This window comes from Klebsiella sp. MBT K-1 (genome assembly GCF_002556465.1).
Taxonomy (GTDB): Bacteria; Pseudomonadota; Gammaproteobacteria; order Enterobacterales; family Enterobacteriaceae; genus Klebsiella; species Klebsiella grimontii.
Genome location: NZ_PDEL01000007.1, coordinates 1 through 17,038 on the forward strand (window position 1 = coordinate 1; position 17,038 = coordinate 17,038).

A 17,038-nucleotide genomic window follows, 5' to 3' on the forward strand; every position below is an offset into this window, starting at 1 on the left:
ATGGAAACCGCCAGCCCATTCCCCGGAGGAAAACATGGTCAGGCAAAAGTGTAGCGGTATTAGGCGCAGCTATTTAGAAGAACCGGGAAGCAGTGACATAATGTCTCCGCTGTGTTCTTCTGTATGTGGTCATCCTGCCCCTGAAAGGATGCGATGAGTTACGGTTAAGGAATGCTGATTGCCAGCAGTGCTAGCTGCGCCAGCGTGAAGTGTACATAGGGACAGTGAATGTCATCATAAAATTAATTTCTCACTGTCTCCCTATAGTGCTACCTAATTCAAAACGCTTGACTTATGGTCAATTCTTAAGGCGATTTGGCGTATTTCCCTATAGTGAGTCGTATTAGACTTCCCCCCCTATAGTGTGCCCTAATTCCGAAGGACTATCCGGTAGCCTTGCCGTCCCGCTTTTCGATGCCTTGACGTGGACCTTCAGGCATACTCTGGAACATCGCTTCGATTTCTTTAGGTCTGGTGATGCGGTCATCGACAATGATATTCAATAACTTAAAGAGACTATGAGTTAACTGGGGGTCATCATCAAGGCTAATCTCTCCGGGATGCACGGCCTGATTACCAACGATACGACAAATGTCAGCAGCTTGTTGGATACGAGGAGGAAGACCTTTCTCAACGAGAGACTTAATGTCTTTGTTTATGTTCTCTCCCGGCTCGCCCAGATGGACCATGAGTTTCTGTAAACATAAGCGTAGGAGCGCAGCGGCACCTTTAGGAGACAGGTTGATTATGCTTCTGGCTTCCATGTAATCAGACTTACAATCTTCCGGCATGTCTACATTAGGCATTTCAACACTAGCTGAAGCCGGTAATATCATTATTTTTTTATACCAGTAAGTGAAATCATTACATCGACCACACATTGATATAATCATATCAGTTTCAGATAAATTAGAAGCATGAGGATAAATGCGATAGTGCAACGTCCTCCATTCTTGATGGGCATAAACGCCACAATGTGGGCAGTTAAAATTATCCTCACCATACTTTGCAGGAAAATACTCAGCCATTTACCCCTGTCTCCTTATAAATTTCAGCCAACACGTTAACCAATCGGTCTACCTCAACCTCTTTAGCGTAGCGGTCATAAGTAATAGACCCTGAGCTATGCCCCATAATAGCCTGAGCGTAAGCCAACTCGACGCCATGCTGTTTTAACTGAGTGGCGACCGTATGTCTAAACGAGTGGAACGCCAAGCCGTCACGGTCAGCCAGAACTTTAGGTAACAGCGTTCTGTTAAACCACTTGCTCACCTGCTCACCGTAGCCATTCTTCATGAGACGCAGACCATCGAATACCATAGCATTATCACTCCCAGCGTTTCTACGGGCTTCTAACAGGTCCATAAAGTCAGTCAATACAAAACCGTAGGCACCATCAACCAGAGGCACACAGCGATCACTGTGAGCGTTCTTGATGCTCTTACCGGGCAGGCTGCTGTCATCTTCATTGATATGAATATAAACAGTCCCGGCCTCAGTGACCCTAACATCTTTTACCTGAAGTTGAGCCACTTCATTGAGTCGCGCACCAGTGATGGCCGCCAGCGCTGTAACATAATAATGGTAAGGCTTGCCAGAGGTCTTCTGAGAGTATGCCTTAGCGGCGACCAGCAGTTGCCCTACCTGCTCTGTAGAGAAAGCGTTACGTGCCTCTGAGGCTTTACGCTGGGGAACCTTGAGTTCCAGCCCCTCAGTCATGTTCTTTTTAATCAGGTCATTACGTACAGCCCACTTAAAGACAGCCGCCATCTTAATGAGATATTTATTGTTGATGGTGACTACATCCAGACAATCTGTTTTCTCTTCACGGCCCAGCAAGTCAACCAACGGGGCATCCTTGAAGCGCTGCTTACGGTTCTTCGGTAACTGCTGGAGGACATCACGGACTCTAAGTACGTCAGCGCGTGTTACCGTATTGGCGTCAGCACCAAGACCCAGATAGTCGAAGATTTCGATTAACGCAGCGTGAGACGATTGGTTTTCCCTTAAGGTAGCAGGCTTCCAGTTCTGAGCGTTCTCCGCTTCGTATTGTTCAAAGAGGCTAGCCACAGTGACGCTTGGTGTGATTACTGGTTTTACTTCAGGAGCACTAACAGATAGGGACACAGAGGCTTGGTCATCTTGCCGATCAATACCATCAAAACGATCGACGTAATCTATCAGTGACTGACTGTCTCCCGCTTCGATACGCTTCATGCAAGCCTTGAGTACCTTCAGGGCCTCATTGATGTAGCGATGCTGATCAATACTCAGCGGTTCACTAGCCAGAGCATCGGTAAGGTTCTCACCAAGTTCTCCGTACTGGTCCCGATAGATATCCCTCATGTCCGGCTCGAAGAGGTCAGAGCGTCCCGTTGAAAGTTCCCACTCAGCGACATCCCGTAGGTGGCCCCTCATATCCTCATAGGAGGCTGTAGGGTCATCCGCATGTATTGCCTTGAGTGCTGCCTTAATATGCCGGGAGTGAGCCATAGCGGTTCGTCTATCCTTGGTCCTTAATGAAACTGAGGTCATTCTATCATTGTTTGATTGTCTAACTCGAAGACGAAAATAGTAGACGCCGTTACGCTGGTAAAGGTAGGTGTAGGAATTGAGCATGTACTGAGACCCTAGGTCCGCTCACTGTGTCAACATAAGGACGTAGCTTGGTCGCTACAGGGTTACAGTGTTGGTTACAGTGAGTAAAACTATCAGGAGGCTTAAAGCCGTATCCCTTAGGATTCAGTAAGTTGGAATACTTTAAGAAAGGTCATGGAGCGGGCGAAGGGAATCGAACCCTCGTATAGAGCTTGGGAAGCTCTCGTTCTACCATTGAACTACGCCCGCGAAGAGGTGCGTGGGTCATTATAGACCTTACGCACCCGCTGACAAGCCCAAAACAGGCTAACTGCCGATAAAATAACCTTTTAGCACTTAGGCTTACTGCCCTGCGGCGGCAAATAGCGCAGCGGGTCGATCGCCGTCGCCCGGTAGCGGATCTGGAAGTGCAGGCGCACGGAATCCGCGTCCGAGCTGCCCATGGTGGCGATCTGCTGGCCAATCTTCACGCTCTGGCCGTTGTTCACCATCAGCTTGTCGTTGTGCGCATAGGCGCTGATATAGTCCTCATTATGTTTAATCATAATCAGGTTGCCGTAGCCGCGCAGCTGGTTGCCCACGTACACCACTTTGCCCGCCCCTGCCGCATACACCGGCTGGCCGCGCTTACCGGCGATATCGATACCTTTATTGCCGCCATCGCTGGTGGAGTATGGCAGCACGACTTTACCGCTGGTTGGCCAGCGCCAGCAGCGTTGCCCGACCGGCGGCCAGGAGGACTGCGGCACCGCCGAAGAGGGCGTCACGGCGGCGGTACGTTTCGCTGACGATTTCTTGCCGGATGCCCCCGCCTTCGCCGTGGTTCCTGAACCGCTGTTCAGCTTCAGCTTTTGCCCGACTTCGATGGTATAGGGAGGTGAAATATTATTGAGACGGGCGAGATCCCTGACGCTGGTGCCAGTGGAACGTGAAATAGCGTACAGCGTGTCGCCGCGCTTCACGGTATAGGTGGAACCGGAATCGGATGAGCTGGAACACCCCGCGACGATCAGGCTGCTCAGCAACATTATTGCGATAACAAAGCGTTTTCTCATCAGGCGTCCTGCGCTTAACACAAACATTCACCTCAAAACCAGGGGCGATTATCATACCAGCCCGTAAGGCAATCCCCAATCGCTACCCTTCATACAGAAGTATTAAACGGATAGCCATGCGTAATAATATCCATCAGCGCGGGCAGATAAGGCATAGACGGCAATTTTACCAGCGCCGGGTAGAATATTTGCGGCGAGGGAAAAACATCGACCACGTAGCAGTGGCTAAGTTTATCGGCATCCACTTCTGAAGACGGTAGTAACGTCGCAGCCTCAAGGCCGGAGTCCAGCCAGTCGAGGATAACCCCTGGCTGCGTGATATGCATGATAACCTTCGCATTGACCCCAGATTTACGAAATAGATCCATCAGCATCTCGTAAGTCCCTGAATCTTTTGCACGATGCAACAACACTAATGGCAGCGCCGCCAGCGACGTGTAGCTATAGGGATTAGACGGCGGCTCCGGCAAGCATTTTTTATTGATCACCGCGACCAGCTTAATCGGATCAAAAGAGACATAATCAAAACCTTCGCTACGGTAGGGGCGCTGGATTAAGGCTAAATCAATTGCGCCCTCGGTTAATAACGTCTCGAGGTGGCTGGAGTCGGTAACGGAAATATTTATGGAAGTGTCGGGATGACGTCGATATACCTCCATCAGCAATGCTTTAAAATAATTCTGATAGAGATGAGTTAAGCCGATTCTCAATTCAGTTCTGTTTTTGTGCGCAATATCCGTCGTTTCCCGCGCCGTATCCTCTACCTGGCGTAATATTTCACACGCTTTTCGATAGAGAAAAAAACCGGCTTCCGTAGGCTCAATGCGGTTTCCCCGGCGAACAAAAAGCGATACCTGAAGCTCCTCTTCCAGCTCCTGAATTCGCTTGCTGAGCGGCGGCTGCGCCATGTTCAGAGACTTCGCCGCCTGGCTAACCGAACCTTGTTCCACCACCCGACAAAAATAGCGTAAGCGCTTTAAATCCATCATCATTATCCGCAGTGTAATTTATCACCAGTATCACACTTAGACGGAGAAATAAAAAGCCGCAGCGTTGCTCCTCATATTAATTAATCATTATTTAACACCTTTTTAAAATAAACTTTTTTGATCTACTGACCATCCGGTAAACGGTATTTGTTTATCCGCCGCAGTAAAAATATTGTGCTGGGAGCAAAACTTCTTTTCCGAAGGAACATCCCATGGCAAATAGTGATAACAAAACACCCTCATCGGTACATGATTTACGCTCCGCGCTGGAACTACTGAAAACCCTTCCCGGCGAGTATGTTGAAACCGATACCGAAGTCGACCCGCACGCCGAACTCTCCGGCGTCTATCGTTACGTAGGCGCCGGCGGCACCTGCCAGCGTCCAACCCGCAAGAATGGCCCGGTCATGGTCTTCAATAAAATTAAAGGCTTTGAAAATATCAGCGTGGCGATTGGCCTGAATGGCTCCCGTCAGCGCGTCAGCCATTTTCTCCAGTGTGAACCAGCTAAACTGGGGCATCTGCTGAAGGATTCAGTAGAAAACGCGATAGCCCCGGTGATGACCCAGAGCATAGCGGTTTGCCAGGAAGTGATTCATCTGGCGAGCGATGCCGATTTCGATCTGCGCAAGCTGCTGCCGGCGCCGACGAATACCGAAGAAGACGCCGGCCCCTATATTACGATGGGCCTGTGCTACGCCTCCGATCCAGAAACCCATGAGTCCGATATCACCATTCATCGCCTGTGCGTCCAGAGCCGCGACGAACTCTCCATGTGGCTAACGCCCGGCCGCCACATCGACGCATTTCGCATGAAGGCGGAAGCCGCAGGCCAGCCGCTGCCGATTTCAATCAGCATCGGCGTCGATCCGGCGATTGAAATTGCCGCCTGCTTTGAGCCGCCGACCACCCCGCTGGGCTTCAACGAGTTAAGCATCGCCGGCGCGCTGCGCGGCAAAGCGGTGGAGATGACGCAGTGTAAAACCATCAACGAGAAAGCGATCGCCCACGCTGAGATCGTGATTGAAGGCGAACTGCTGCCCCACGCCCGCGTACGCGAAGACCAGAACACTGATACAGGGCGCGCGATGCCGGAATTCCCCGGCTATACCGGCGAAGCGAAAGAAGCTATTCCGGTGATCAAGGTGAAAGCCGTCACCCATCGCATTAACCCTATCTGGCGCACCACCGTCGGGCCAGGCGAAGAACACGTCAATATGGCCGGTATCCCAACCGAAGCCAGCATCCTGGATATGGTCGAACGCGCGATGCCGGGCAAGCTGCTGAACGTCTTTGCCCATTCGGCGGGCGGCGGCAAGCTGCTGGCGGTGCTGCAGTTCAAAAAATCCTCCCCGGCGGACGAAGGGCGTCAGCGTCAGGCTGCTCTGCTGGCGTTCTCAGCCTTCCCGGAACTGAAGCACGTCATTCTGGTTGATGAAGACGTCGATATTTTCGACAGCGACGACGTGCTTTGGGCCATGCAAACCCGCTATCAGGGCGATGTCGATACAATCACTATTCCCGGCGTTCGCTGCCATCCGCTCGATCCGTCGCAGGTACCGGAATACAGCCCGAGCATCCTGCAGCAGGGAATGTCCTGCAAAACGATATTCGACTGCACGGTGCCGTTCCATCTGAAGCACAACTTCCAGCGATCCAGATTTAAAGAAGTGGACGTGAAGCGCTTCCTGGCAGATTTCGAATAAAAGGAGAACCTCATGACGGCACGCATCATCATTGGTATCAGCGGCGCATCCGGGTTTCAGTACGGCGTTAAGGCGCTGGAGCTACTGCGCCCGCATCCCGTTGAAGTCCACCTGGTCGTCTCTAAAGGCGCGGAAAAAACCTGCGAGCTGGAGACGGATTACCGCCTGGACGAGGTGATGGCGCTGGCCGACGTGGTGCATCCCATCGCCAATCTTGGCGCAGCTATCTCCAGCGGTTCATTTAAAACGCTGGGGATGCTGGTCGCGCCGTGTTCAATGCGTTCTTTGGGCGCCATCGCCCACTGCCTGACCGACAACCTGCTCACCCGCGCGGCGGACGTGGTGCTGAAAGAACGTCGTCGCCTGGTGCTGCTGGCCCGGGAAACGCCGCTGAACCTCGGCCACATCCGCAATATGGCCGCTGTAACCGAAATGGGCGGGATTATCTTTCCGCCGGTCCCGGCGCTTTACCAGCGTCCGCAAACGGCGGACGACATCGTTACCCATAGCGTCAATCGCGCGCTCGATCTGTTTGACCTGCAGGTCAACAACATCCCCCGCTGGGGTGAAGGCGAGCTACGTTTTAATTAACCGGAAATCATTCAATGTTAATCGGCCCATATGTAAACGGAGCCGCCGTGATTATCGGCGGACTCATCGGCGCTGCGGCGGGCGGCAAGCTCCCCGAGCGCGTCAAAACGGCGCTGCCGATGACCTTCGGCCTGTGCTCCGTTGGTCTTGGTATTACGCTGGTGCTCAAAGTGAAATATATGCCCGCCGTCGTGCTGGCAATGGTGATTGGCGCCATCCTCGGCGAACTGCTGCATCTGGAAAAGGGCATCGGTAAAGCCGCAGGCTCCACGCGCGGTTTGATCAACAAAGTGCTGCCGCCGGTCAATGGCCTTGGCCATGAAGAGTTTACCGAGAAATTTGTCGCCATCCTGGTTCTGTTTTGCGCCAGCGGCACCGGTATTTTCGGCGCGATGACCGAAGGCATGAGCGGCGATCCGTCAATTCTGTATATCAAAACGATTCTCGATCTGTTTACCGCCGGGATTTTCGCGACGCTGCTGGGCTACGCGGTGATGACCATTGCTATCCCGCAGGTCATTATTCAGATTGCGCTGGCGATGCTGGCGGTGGTTATTCTGCCGTCGATCTCGCCTGATATGATGGCGGATTTCTCCTGCGCCGGCGGGCTGCTGATGGTGGCGACCGGGCTGCGCATCTGTAACATTAAGCTCTTTCCAGTGGCCAACATGTTGCCAGGGCTTGTTTTGGTAATGCCTTTGTCCCATTTATGGGCTAACCTAGTGGCCTGAGTACATGACCCGGCGGGTTTGTGCCGGGTCATTTTTTATTTCAGGAGTTGTCATGGCCGGGGAACATGTCATTTTGCTGGACAAGCAAGATAAGCCTTCAGGTATGCTGGAGAAGTATGCCGCTCACACCCTCGATACCCCTTTGCATCTCGCGTTTTCCTGCTGGTTGTTCAATGAACAAGGCCAACTGCTGGTCACGCGCCGCTCGTTGGGCAAAAAAGCCTGGCCTGGCGTGTGGACGAACTCAGTCTGCGGGCATCCGCAAACCGGCGAAACCTTCGAACAGGCCGTTGAGCGCCGCTGCCGCTTTGAGCTTGGCGTTGAGATTACCCGCATCGCCCCAGTCTTTCCGGCATTTCGCTATCGGGCCGTCGCGCCGAATGGCATCGTCGAAAACGAGGTCTGTCCGGTCTATGCGGCACGAATAGCCAGCGCGTTACGGATAAATCCTGACGAAGTGATGGATGTTCAGTGGAGCAATCTTGCGGATGTTCTGAGCGGGATTCGCGCGACACCGTGGGCGTTTAGCCCGTGGATGGTGATGCAGGCAGCGGACGACAATGCGCGTAATGCGTTGATAAACTTTAGCCGTCAGGCATAAAAAACCCCAGCAGCGCTGGGGTTTCGTTTATTCGCGTAATGCTTATTTTACCGGACGCATCGCCGGGAACAGGATCACGTCGCGGATGGTGTGGCTGTTGGTAAACAGCATCACCATACGATCGATACCGATACCGAGGCCCGCGGTCGGCGGCAGGCCGTGCTCCAGCGCGGTAACGTAGTCTTCGTCATAGAACATCGCTTCGTCATCACCGGCGGCTTTCGCGTTAACCTGATCGAGGAAGCGCTGCGCCTGGTCTTCCGCATCGTTCAGCTCGCTAAAGCCGTTACCGATTTCACGCCCGCCGATGAAGAATTCAAAACGGTCGGTGATTTCCGGGTTTTCGTCGTTACGACGCGCCAGCGGAGAGACTTCTGCCGGATATTCGGTGATAAAGGTTGGCTGAATCAGATGCGCTTCCGCCACTTCTTCGAAGATCTCGGTCACGATGCGGCCCAGACCCCAGCTCTTCTCAACGTGAATGCCGATGCTTTCCGCAATGGCTTTTGCAGAATCGAAGTTATCCAGATCGGCCATCTCGGTTTCCGGACGGTACTTCTTGATCGCTTCGCGCATGGTCAGCTTTTCAAACGGCTTGCCGAAATCGAAGGTCTGATCGCCGTAAGGCACTTCAGTGTGGCCCAGAACGTCCTGCGCCAGGGTGCGGAACAGGGATTCGGTCAGCTCAATCAGATCTTTGTAGTCCGCATAGGCCATATAGAGTTCCATCATGGTGAACTCTGGGTTATGGCGAACGGAGATGCCTTCGTTACGGAAGTTACGGTTGATTTCGAACACGCGCTCGAAGCCGCCGACTACCAGACGCTTCAGGTACAGCTCCGGCGCGATACGCAGGTACATGTCCAGATCGAGCGCGTTGTGATGGGTGATAAACGGCCGCGCGGAAGCGCCGCCGGGGATCACCTGCATCATCGGGGTTTCAACTTCCATAAAGCCGCGGCCGACCATGAACTGACGGATGCCCGCCAGGATCTGCGAACGCACTTTAAAGGTGTTGCGCGATTCATCATTGGAGATCAGGTCCAGATAGCGCTGACGATAGCGCGCTTCCTGATCCTGCAGGCCGTGGAATTTGTCCGGCAGCGGGCGCAGGGCTTTGGTCAGCAGACGCAGTTCGGTGCAGTGGATAGAGAGCTCGCCGGTCTTGGTTTTGAACAGCTTACCGCGCGCGGCGATGATGTCGCCAAGGTCCCACTTTTTGAACTGCTCGTTGTAGACGCCTTCCGCCAGATCGTCACGGGCGACGTACAGCTGAATGCGGCCGCCAACATCCTGCAGCGTAACGAAGGAGGCTTTACCCATGATACGACGGGTCATCATGCGGCCAGCGACGGCGACTTCAACATTCAGCGCTTCCAGCTCTTCGTTTTCTTTAGCATCGAAGTCAGCGTGCAGTTGGTCTGAGGTGTGTTCACGACGGAAATCATTCGGGAACGGGATACCCTGCTCACGCAGCGCAGCCAGCTTTTCACGACGGGCTTTCAGTTCATTATTAAGGTCAATTGCCGCGTCAGCGCCCTGTGCTTGTTGTTCAGACATGTTGGTTCCTCATAACCCTGCTTTCAAACTTGCTTCGATAAATTGATCCAGGCTGCCGTCCAGCACCGCCTGAGTGTTGCGGGTTTCTACCCCGGTGCGCAGATCTTTAATGCGGGAGTCATCCAGCACGTAAGAACGGATCTGGCTGCCCCAGCCGATGTCGGATTTCGTATCTTCCATCGCCTGCTTCTCGGCATTTTTCTTCTGCATTTCCAGCTCATAAAGCTTCGCTTTCATCTGCTTCATGGCCTGGTCTTTGTTCTTGTGCTGCGAACGGTCGTTCTGGCACTGGGTCACTAAGCCGGTCGGAATGTGGGTGATACGCACCGCGGATTCCGTACGGTTAACGTGCTGGCCGCCCGCGCCGGAGGCGCGGTAAACGTCAATGCGCAGATCCGCCGGGTTGATGTCGATATCGATATCGTCATCCACTTCCGGGTAAACGAACGCGGAGCTGAAAGAGGTGTGGCGGCGGCCGCCGGAATCGAACGGGCTCTTACGCACCAGGCGATGAACGCCGGTTTCAGTACGCAGCCAGCCGTAGGCGTAGTCACCGATAATCTTGATGGTCACGGACTTAATGCCCGCCACTTCGCCTTCAGACTCTTCAATGATCTCGGTCTTGAAGCCGCGCGCTTCAGCCCAGCGCAGATACATGCGCGTCAGCATGCTGGCCCAGTCTTGCGCTTCCGTACCGCCGGAACCGGCCTGGATATCGAGGTAGCAATCGGCGCTGTCGTATTCCCCGGAGAACATGCGGCGGAATTCCAGCTGTGCCAGCTTCTCTTCCAGCACATCGAGCTCAGCGACGGCTTCGTTGAAGGTCTCTTCGTCGTCGGCTTCAACGGCCAGCTCCAGCAGGCCGGATACGTCCTCCAGCCCCTGAGACATCTGATCCAGCGTATCAACGATGGCTTCCAGCGAGGAACGCTCTTTGCCCAGCGCCTGTGCGCGCTCGGGTTCGTTCCAGACGTCCGGCTGCTCCAGCTCGGCGTTTACTTCTTCGAGACGCTCTTTCTTAGCATCGTAGTCAAAGATACCCCCTAAGAACGCCCGAGCGCTCCGTGAGGTCCTGAATGCGGTTTTTTACCGGATTTATTTCAAACATGGTCGGTTTCTTTTAATGGATTCGTCAAAATGCGGTGATAAGAGCGGAATTCTACCGGATTCGCGCTCTCATTAATATACTGTTGTCAATTTGGCCAGAGGTGGTCAATGATCAGCTGCAGGCTGCGGTTGCCGCGGAACTCATTGATATCCAGCTTATAGGCAAGCTGAACTTCGCGAACGCCGTTATCCGGCCAAAGGGAAGTATCAACATTGAACGCGATACCGTCCAGCAGCGGGCCGCCGCCGACCGGTTCAACCATCACCTTCAGATGACGCTCACCGACCAGCCGCTGCTGCAGCAGACGAAAACGCCCGTCAAACAGCGGCTCGGGGAACATCTGCCCCCACGGCCCGGCGTCGCGCAGCATCTGCGCGACCTCCATGCTCATTTCTGCTGCCGTCAGCGGACCGTCGGAGACCACTTCGCCCTGCAGCAGCGCCGGATCGAGCCACTCGGTCACCAGCTCGCCAAAGCGCTGCTGGAACTCTTCAAAGCGCGCCTCTTCCAGCGATAGCCCTGCCGCCATGGCATGGCCGCCAAACTTCATAATCAGCCCCGGATAGAGCGTATCCAGACGCTCCAGCGCATCGCGCATATGCAGCCCCTGAATCGATCGACCGGAGCCTTTGAGCGTACCGTCGCCGGTGGGCGCAAAGGCGATAACCGGACGATGGAAGCGCTCTTTAATACGCGAGGCCAGAATGCCGACGACGCCCTGATGCCACTGCGGGTGGTACATCGCCAGGCCGCCGGGCAGCGTCTCGCCGCTGCGCTCCAGCTTCTCACATAGGGTCAGCGCTTCCGCCTGCATCCCCTGCTCTATCTCTTTACGCGTCTGATTCAGCGCGTCCAGCTCATTGGCCAGCACCCGCGCTTCGCCGGTGTTGTCGCACAGCAGCAGCGCCACGCCGACGGACATATCGTCCAGCCGCCCCGCCGCGTTCAGACGCGGGCCGAGCGCAAAGCCGAGATCGCTTGCCGCCAGCTTTTGCGGGTCGCGGTTGGCGATTTCCAGCAGCGCTTTAATGCCCGGACGGCATTTCCCCGCCCGAATGCGGCTCAGCCCCTGCCAGGTCAGGATCCGGTTGTTGGCATCCAGCGGTACGACGTCCGCCACGGTGCCAAGCGCCACCAGATCGAGTAAGTCAGCCAGATTCGGCGGCGCGATGCCGCGCTCGTCAAACCAGCCTTTATCGCGCAGAAAAGTGCGCAGCGCCAGCATTAGATAAAAAGCTACGCCCACCCCGGCCAGCGATTTCGACGGGAACTCACAGTCGCGCAGGTTCGGGTTAATAATCGCTTCCGCCGCGGGCAGCGAATCCCCCGGCAGGTGGTGATCGGTTACCAGCACCGGAATACCCAGCGCATGGGCATGATCGACGCCAGCGTGCGAAGAAATGCCGTTGTCGACGGTCATAATCAGCTGCGCGCCGCGGGCGTGAGCCTGATCGACTACTTCCGGACTCAGGCCGTAGCCATCTTCAAAACGGTTTGGCACCAGGTACGAAACGTTGCCGTAACCCAGCGCGCGCAGAGCCAGCACGCTCAGCGCGGTGCTGGTGGCACCGTCAGCGTCAAAGTCGCCGACCACCACGATATGCAGCCCCTGCTTAAATGCGCCGTAAAGTATCTCTACCGCTTTTTCGACGCCGGTCAGCTGCGACCATGGCAGCATGCCTTTCACCCCGCGCTCCAGCTCCTGCGCGCTGCGCACGCCGCGGCTGGCGTACAGCCGCTGCAGCAGCGGCGGGAGATCGGCAGGTAAATCGACGCCGTCAACCGCCTCGCGGCGGCGTAGTTGTATCTGTTGTTTCACGCGAATCAGTTACCGCTTGTCTGTTTTTGATGCTCATCAAGGAGCGCTTTCAGGTCTTTCGGATCGCGATAGCCGGGCATAAGGGTGCCGTCGCTCAGCACCATCGCCGGCGTGCCGTTAACGCCAAGCTGCACGCCCAGCGTGTAGTGTTTAGCGATATCAACATCGCAGCTGGCCGGCTGCACGCCTTTGCCGCTCATCGCGTTATCCAGGGCTTTGTTGCGATCTTTGGCGCACCAGATAGCCTTCATGTTCTGCTCGGCTTCGCTTTGCAGCCCCTGGCGCGGGAAGGCCAGATAGCGCACGGTAATCCCCAGCGCGTTGTAGTCGCTCATCTGTTCGTGCAGTTTATGGCAGTAGCCGCAGGTAATATCGGTGAAGACGGTGATGACGTGTTTTTCCTGCGGCGCCTTATAGACGATCATCTCTTTTTCCAGCGCGTTCAGCTTACCGGCCAGCAGCGTATTGGTGACGTTTACCGGCTGCGCGCCGCTGACGTCGTACATCGGCCCCTGGATAATGTGCTTACCGTCATCGGTAACGTATATCACGCCGCTGTCCGTCAATGCGGTGCTGATGCCTTTGATCGGCGAAGGTTGCACGTCCGAACTCTGCACACCCAGCTTCGCCAGCAGTTGCTTAATCGCCGCGCTATCCGCATGCGCCGCACCGGATAAGGTGGTCGCCAGCAGAGTGAACATCAGTAAACCTTTTTTCATACTCAGTCCTTTTTTTCAGCACTCACGCACGCGGGTGATGCTGTTGATGGAGTTGTCGCAGACGCTCGGTCGCCACGTGGGTGTAGATCTGCGTCGTGGAGAGATCGCTGTGTCCTAACAGCATCTGCACCACGCGTAAGTCGGCGCCATGGTTAAGTAAATGTGTAGCAAACGCATGGCGTAACACGTGCGGGGAGAGCTTTTCGCTATCAATCCCCGCCAGTACGGCATAGTGCTTAATTCGATGCCAGAAGGTCTGGCGCGTCATCTGCTGCGCGCGCTGGCTGGGGAAAAGCACATCGGACGCCACGCCGTTCAGCAGCCAGGGGCGGCCGTATTCAAGGTAATTCTCAACCCACAGCACCGCCTCTTCGCCTAACGGTACCAGACGTTCTTTATTTCCTTTACCAATCACGCGCAGCACGCCCTGGCGCAGGCTAATGTCGCTCATGGTCAGGCCCACTAGCTCGGAAACGCGCAGACCGGTGGCGTACAGCACTTCCAGCATCGCTTTATCGCGCAGCTCCAGCGGCTGTTCAACCAGCGGAGCCTGGAGTAGCCGCTCCACCTGCGCCTCACTCAGATCCTTCGGCAGCCGCTGCGGCAGCTTTGGCGAGGCCAGCAGCGCGCTGGGATCGTCCGGACGAATTTTCTCCCGGTAAAGATGCTGGAAGAAGCGTCGCACGGCGCTTAGCAGGCGCGCGGTGCTGGTGGCCTTGTAGCCGCCGGTTTGCCGCTCCGCCAGCAGCGACTGGAGATCTTCGCCGCTGACGCTGGCAAGCGACAGGCCACGATGATGCAGCCATTCCACCACCATCGTCAGGTCCCGGCGGTAGGCGCTTAGCGTGTTCTCCGCCAGATTACGCTCCAGCCATAAGGCATCAAGAAACTGCTCGATTCGTGCGAGATCCTGTTCCACTCCGGCCTCTTTGCTTATTAAAACGGCGCCATTATACCCTAAATAATTCGAGTTGCAGGCGGGCGCGGCCTTTCTGGTACACTAAGCGCAAAGTCACAGCAAGAATTGAGACGTTTCCGCGATGAACATAGGTCTTTTTTACGGTTCCAGCACCTGCTACACCGAAATGGCGGCGGAAAAAATCCGCGATATTATCGGCCCTGAACTGGTCACGCTGCACAACCTGAAAGATGATTCCCCTGCCCTGATGACGCAGTATGACGTGCTGATCCTCGGCATTCCGACCTGGGATTTCGGCGAGATCCAGGAAGATTGGGAAGCCGTCTGGCAGCAGCTTGATACGCTGGATCTGCAGGATAAAATCGTCGCGCTGTACGGCATGGGCGACCAGCTCGGCTACGGCGAATGGTTCCTCGACGCGCTCGGTATGCTGCACGATAAGCTGGCGACCAAAGGGGTTAAGTTCATTGGCTACTGGCCTACCGAAGGCTATGAATTCACCAGCCCGAAACCGGTCATCGCCGACGGCCAGCTGTTCGTTGGCCTGGCGCTTGACGAAACGAACCAGTACGATCTGAGCGATGAGCGCATTCAGAACTGGTGCGAGCAAATCCTCGGTGAAATGGCTGAGCAGTTCTCCTGAGCCTTTGCCTACTCTTGCGTCGGTTTCTGTAACACCAGCCGACGCAGGTCGCGCCATTCTCCCGCGTCCATGCTATCCGCCGCGACCCATAAATGCTGGGTACGTTGGTTTTCCGTATTCCGCAGGCGCAGCAGCATGCCGCTGTTGATTACCCACGGCGTACCGATAATCTCCCACTCCGCCTTTTGCCAGCGCAGACGCGAATCGATCAGCAGCTTTATTTCGCCCTGACGGGCGTGGATCCGCCGCTGGCTGCGTACGCAGTCGAACACTACCAGCGACAGCAGTATCAGCCACAGCGGGGTATAGCTCAGCGGCCAGGGCATCAGCAGCACCAGCGCCGCCACCACGCCGTGCATCAGCAGTGAAAACCACTGCGCGCGCCACGAGATGCGTAAATCAGATTGCCACAGGACCACGTTCCCGATTCCGAGTCTGAATTAATTTTACCATCCGCTGCAGTTCAGCATCAGCCGGCTCGCCATGATTCATCAACCAGTTGAAGAGATCCGGATCGTCGTTTTCCAGCAGGCGGATGAATAACGCCTTATCGCCATCGCTTAGCGTATCGTACTCATGCTCGAAAAACGGCATGATGGAGATATCGAGTTCACGCATACCTCGACGGCATGCCCAATGGATACGGGCTTTATTGTTAATGTCCATGTTTTACTTCCTGCTTATAAATATCTCTTAGTTTAACCCGTTTTCGGCGCTGACTTCACTGGAATATCAAGATTCGCGAGCGCTATTCCATGAAATCCTTAAAATAATCAGGTTATTGGTTATTTCGCTCGTTTTAGCTCCCCGTTTTTTAGGGCACGAATGGCCTGTCAAAAGCGCTTGCATTGCACCATAGCTCTTTTACCATTAGTCACACACTCTGCGTTAAGCTATTCAGGATATGACTATGGCTTTTACACCTTTTCCTCCGCGTCAGCCCTCCTCTTCCGCTCGTCTGCCGTTAACGCTGATGACGCTGGACGACTGGGCGCTGGCGACGATTACCGGTCCGGATGGCGAAAAATATCTGCAGGGGCAGATCACCGCCGACGTCAGCCACCTGACCGACGAGCAGCATCTGCTTGCCGCGCACTGTGACGCCAAGGGCAAGATGTGGAGCAACCTGCGCGTTTTCCGCCGCAATGAGGGTTTTGCATGGATTGAACGCCGCAGCCTGCGTGATGCGCAGCTGACCGAACTGAAAAAGTACGCGGTGTTCTCTAAGGTGACGATCGCCGCCGATGATGAATCCGTGCTGCTGGGCGTTGCCGGTTTCCAGGCGCGCGCCGCGCTGACGCCGCTGTTGGGCGAACTGCCGAACGCCGAGAAACAGGTGGTCAGCGAAGGCGCTACCAGCGTGCTGTGGTTTGAGCATCCGGCCGAGCGCTTCCTGCTGGTGACCGATGCGGCAACCGCCACCCGCATCACCGATGCCCTGCGCGGCGAAGCGCAGCTTAACAATAGTCAGCAGTGGCTGGCGCTGAATATTGAAGCCGGTCTGCCGGTTATCGACAGCGCCAACAGCGCGCAGTTTATTCCGCAAGCCACCAACCTGCAGGCGCTGGGCGGCATCAGCTTCAAAAAAGGCTGCTATACCGGCCAGGAGATGGTGGCCCGCGCTAAATTCCGCGGCGCCAACAAGCGCGCCCTGTGGTATCTGGCGGGGACCGCCAGCCGCGTGCCGGAAGCCGGGGAAGACCTGGAGCTGAAAATGGGTGAAAACTGGCGCCGTACCGGCACCGTTTTAGCCGCCGTACAGCTGGACGACGGCCGTCTGCTGGTGCAGGTGGTGATGAATAATGATATGGAACCGGACAGCGTGTTCCGCGTGCGCGACGATGCCGGTAGCCTGAGCATCGAGCCGCTGCCGTATACGCTGGAAGAGCGTTAAAGCGATATTCCCGCCCGCCTTCTCCCCGGAGGCGGCGCTACCCAACCCGCAAACCACATAAAAACCGCGGCCTCATACTTTGAGCGAATGCGCCATCTCTGGCCC

The 17,038-nt window shown here is 55.5% G+C and carries 17 protein-coding genes and 1 tRNA gene; 6 read left to right on the top strand and 12 right to left on the bottom strand.

The window, feature by feature from the left end; translation table 11 throughout:
• Positions 1–383: 383 nt before the first annotated feature.
• From CMQ96_RS11525 to CMQ96_RS11545, 5 genes are all read right to left on the bottom strand, one after another.
• Complete coding sequence (locus CMQ96_RS11525; protein WP_098066856.1) at positions 384–1,028, bottom strand: DUF4145 domain-containing protein; 645 nt, start codon at positions 1,026–1,028, stop codon at positions 384–386.
• Positions 1,021–2,619 carry a site-specific integrase gene (locus CMQ96_RS11530; protein ID WP_098066857.1) on the bottom strand — a complete coding sequence of 533 codons (1,599 nt, stop codon included), beginning with the start codon at positions 2,617–2,619 and terminating at the stop codon, positions 1,021–1,023. The genes CMQ96_RS11525 and CMQ96_RS11530 overlap by 8 nt, the downstream gene beginning before the upstream one ends.
• A gap of 154 nt (positions 2,620–2,773) precedes the next feature.
• Positions 2,774–2,847: transfer RNA gene (locus CMQ96_RS11535), tRNA-Gly, on the bottom strand.
• An 80-nt stretch (positions 2,848–2,927) separates the two neighbouring features.
• The gene (gene actS / locus CMQ96_RS11540) at positions 2,928–3,653 is read right to left on the bottom strand and encodes an amidase activator ActS (RefSeq protein ID WP_004124922.1); all 726 of its coding nucleotides are present in this window, start codon (positions 3,651–3,653) and stop codon (positions 2,928–2,930) included.
• An 89-nt stretch (positions 3,654–3,742) separates the two neighbouring features.
• The gene (locus tag CMQ96_RS11545) at positions 3,743–4,639 is read right to left on the bottom strand and encodes a LysR family transcriptional regulator (protein ID WP_049099823.1); all 897 of its coding nucleotides are present in this window, start codon (positions 4,637–4,639) and stop codon (positions 3,743–3,745) included.
• 215 nt (positions 4,640–4,854) lie between these two features.
• On the opposite strand from CMQ96_RS11545, the gene CMQ96_RS11550 reads away from it, so the two are divergent.
• From CMQ96_RS11550 to idi, 4 genes are read left to right on the top strand one after another with little or no spacing between them, the layout of a single operon-like run.
• The gene (locus tag CMQ96_RS11550; protein WP_049090247.1) at positions 4,855–6,348 is read left to right on the top strand and encodes a UbiD family decarboxylase; all 1,494 of its coding nucleotides are present in this window, start codon (positions 4,855–4,857) and stop codon (positions 6,346–6,348) included.
• Positions 6,349–6,360: 12 nt separating this feature from the next.
• Positions 6,361–6,939 carry a UbiX family flavin prenyltransferase gene (locus CMQ96_RS11555; RefSeq protein ID WP_023321611.1) on the top strand — a complete coding sequence of 193 codons (579 nt, stop codon included), beginning with the start codon at positions 6,361–6,363 and terminating at the stop codon, positions 6,937–6,939.
• 14 nt (positions 6,940–6,953) lie between these two features.
• Positions 6,954–7,670 (top strand): DUF554 domain-containing protein, encoded by a 717-nt coding sequence (locus CMQ96_RS11560; RefSeq protein ID WP_049090246.1) that lies wholly within the window; start codon positions 6,954–6,956, stop codon positions 7,668–7,670.
• Positions 7,671–7,722: 52 nt separating this feature from the next.
• Complete coding sequence (gene idi, locus CMQ96_RS11565; RefSeq protein ID WP_004134432.1) at positions 7,723–8,271, top strand: isopentenyl-diphosphate Delta-isomerase; 549 nt, start codon at positions 7,723–7,725, stop codon at positions 8,269–8,271.
• 42 nt (positions 8,272–8,313) lie between these two features.
• Here idi and lysS read toward each other — a convergent pair whose 3' ends face one another.
• From lysS to xerD, 5 genes are all read right to left on the bottom strand, one after another.
• Positions 8,314–9,831, bottom strand: coding sequence for a lysine--tRNA ligase (lysS, locus tag CMQ96_RS11570; RefSeq protein ID WP_098066858.1), 1,518 nt, complete (start codon positions 9,829–9,831; stop codon positions 8,314–8,316).
• A 9-nt stretch (positions 9,832–9,840) separates the two neighbouring features.
• A protein-coding gene (gene prfB, locus CMQ96_RS11575) for a peptide chain release factor 2 (RefSeq protein WP_098066859.1) occupies positions 9,841–10,939 on the bottom strand; the annotation gives its coding sequence in 2 pieces (ribosomal slippage) (positions 9,841–10,863 and positions 10,865–10,939; 1,098 coding nt in all).
• Positions 10,940–11,024: 85 nt separating this feature from the next.
• Positions 11,025–12,758: a single-stranded-DNA-specific exonuclease RecJ gene (recJ, locus tag CMQ96_RS11580; RefSeq protein ID WP_098066860.1), complete on the bottom strand. Its 1,734-nt coding sequence runs from the start codon at positions 12,756–12,758 to the stop codon at positions 11,025–11,027.
• Positions 12,759–12,763: 5 nt separating this feature from the next.
• Positions 12,764–13,477: a bifunctional protein-disulfide isomerase/oxidoreductase DsbC gene (gene dsbC / locus CMQ96_RS11585; protein WP_004134425.1), complete on the bottom strand. Its 714-nt coding sequence runs from the start codon at positions 13,475–13,477 to the stop codon at positions 12,764–12,766.
• Positions 13,478–13,499: 22 nt separating this feature from the next.
• A complete protein-coding gene (xerD, locus tag CMQ96_RS11590) occupies positions 13,500–14,396 on the bottom strand; it encodes a site-specific tyrosine recombinase XerD (RefSeq protein ID WP_004124942.1) in 897 nt (298 codons plus the stop codon).
• Between the two features lie 121 nt (positions 14,397–14,517).
• On the opposite strand from xerD, the gene fldB reads away from it, so the two are divergent.
• Positions 14,518–15,039 (top strand): flavodoxin FldB, encoded by a 522-nt coding sequence (gene fldB / locus CMQ96_RS11595; RefSeq protein WP_024358613.1) that lies wholly within the window; start codon positions 14,518–14,520, stop codon positions 15,037–15,039.
• Positions 15,040–15,047: 8 nt separating this feature from the next.
• Here fldB and CMQ96_RS11600 read toward each other — a convergent pair whose 3' ends face one another.
• Both CMQ96_RS11600 and sdhE read right to left on the bottom strand, forming a co-directional pair.
• Entirely contained in the window at positions 15,048–15,458 is a 411-nt protein-coding gene (locus CMQ96_RS11600) for a protein YgfX (RefSeq protein ID WP_024358614.1), read from the bottom strand.
• On the bottom strand, positions 15,439–15,705 hold the full coding sequence (sdhE, locus tag CMQ96_RS11605) for an FAD assembly factor SdhE (RefSeq protein ID WP_004124953.1): 267 nt from the start codon (positions 15,703–15,705) through the stop codon (positions 15,439–15,441). Before sdhE ends, CMQ96_RS11600 begins: the two co-directional genes overlap by 20 nt.
• Positions 15,706–15,949: 244 nt before the next feature.
• Between sdhE and ygfZ the strand changes: the two genes are divergently transcribed.
• Complete coding sequence (ygfZ, locus tag CMQ96_RS11610) at positions 15,950–16,933, top strand: tRNA-modifying protein YgfZ (RefSeq protein WP_024358615.1); 984 nt, start codon at positions 15,950–15,952, stop codon at positions 16,931–16,933.
• Positions 16,934–17,038 lie beyond the last annotated feature (105 nt).

Excerpts from the sequence above, each read along its gene's own strand:
- CMQ96_RS11525 (WP_098066856.1), bottom strand. The coding sequence starts at position 1,028 with ATGGCTGAGTATTTTCCTGCAAAGTATGGTGAGGATAATTTTAACTGC.
- CMQ96_RS11530 (WP_098066857.1), bottom strand. The coding sequence starts at position 2,619 with ATGCTCAATTCCTACACCTACCTTTACCAGCGTAACGGCGTCTACTAT.
- actS (WP_004124922.1), bottom strand. The coding sequence starts at position 3,653 with ATGAGAAAACGCTTTGTTATCGCAATAATGTTGCTGAGCAGCCTGATC.
- CMQ96_RS11545 (WP_049099823.1), bottom strand. The coding sequence starts at position 4,639 with ATGGATTTAAAGCGCTTACGCTATTTTTGTCGGGTGGTGGAACAAGGT.
- CMQ96_RS11550 (WP_049090247.1), top strand. The coding sequence starts at position 4,855 with ATGGCAAATAGTGATAACAAAACACCCTCATCGGTACATGATTTACGC.
- CMQ96_RS11555 (WP_023321611.1), top strand. The coding sequence starts at position 6,361 with ATGACGGCACGCATCATCATTGGTATCAGCGGCGCATCCGGGTTTCAG.
- CMQ96_RS11560 (WP_049090246.1), top strand. The coding sequence starts at position 6,954 with ATGTTAATCGGCCCATATGTAAACGGAGCCGCCGTGATTATCGGCGGA.
- idi (WP_004134432.1), top strand. The coding sequence starts at position 7,723 with ATGGCCGGGGAACATGTCATTTTGCTGGACAAGCAAGATAAGCCTTCA.
- lysS (WP_098066858.1), bottom strand. The coding sequence starts at position 9,831 with ATGTCTGAACAACAAGCACAGGGCGCTGACGCGGCAATTGACCTTAAT.
- dsbC (WP_004134425.1), bottom strand. The coding sequence starts at position 13,477 with ATGAAAAAAGGTTTACTGATGTTCACTCTGCTGGCGACCACCTTATCC.
- fldB (WP_024358613.1), top strand. The coding sequence starts at position 14,518 with ATGAACATAGGTCTTTTTTACGGTTCCAGCACCTGCTACACCGAAATG.
- sdhE (WP_004124953.1), bottom strand. The coding sequence starts at position 15,705 with ATGGACATTAACAATAAAGCCCGTATCCATTGGGCATGCCGTCGAGGT.
- ygfZ (WP_024358615.1), top strand. The coding sequence starts at position 15,950 with ATGGCTTTTACACCTTTTCCTCCGCGTCAGCCCTCCTCTTCCGCTCGT.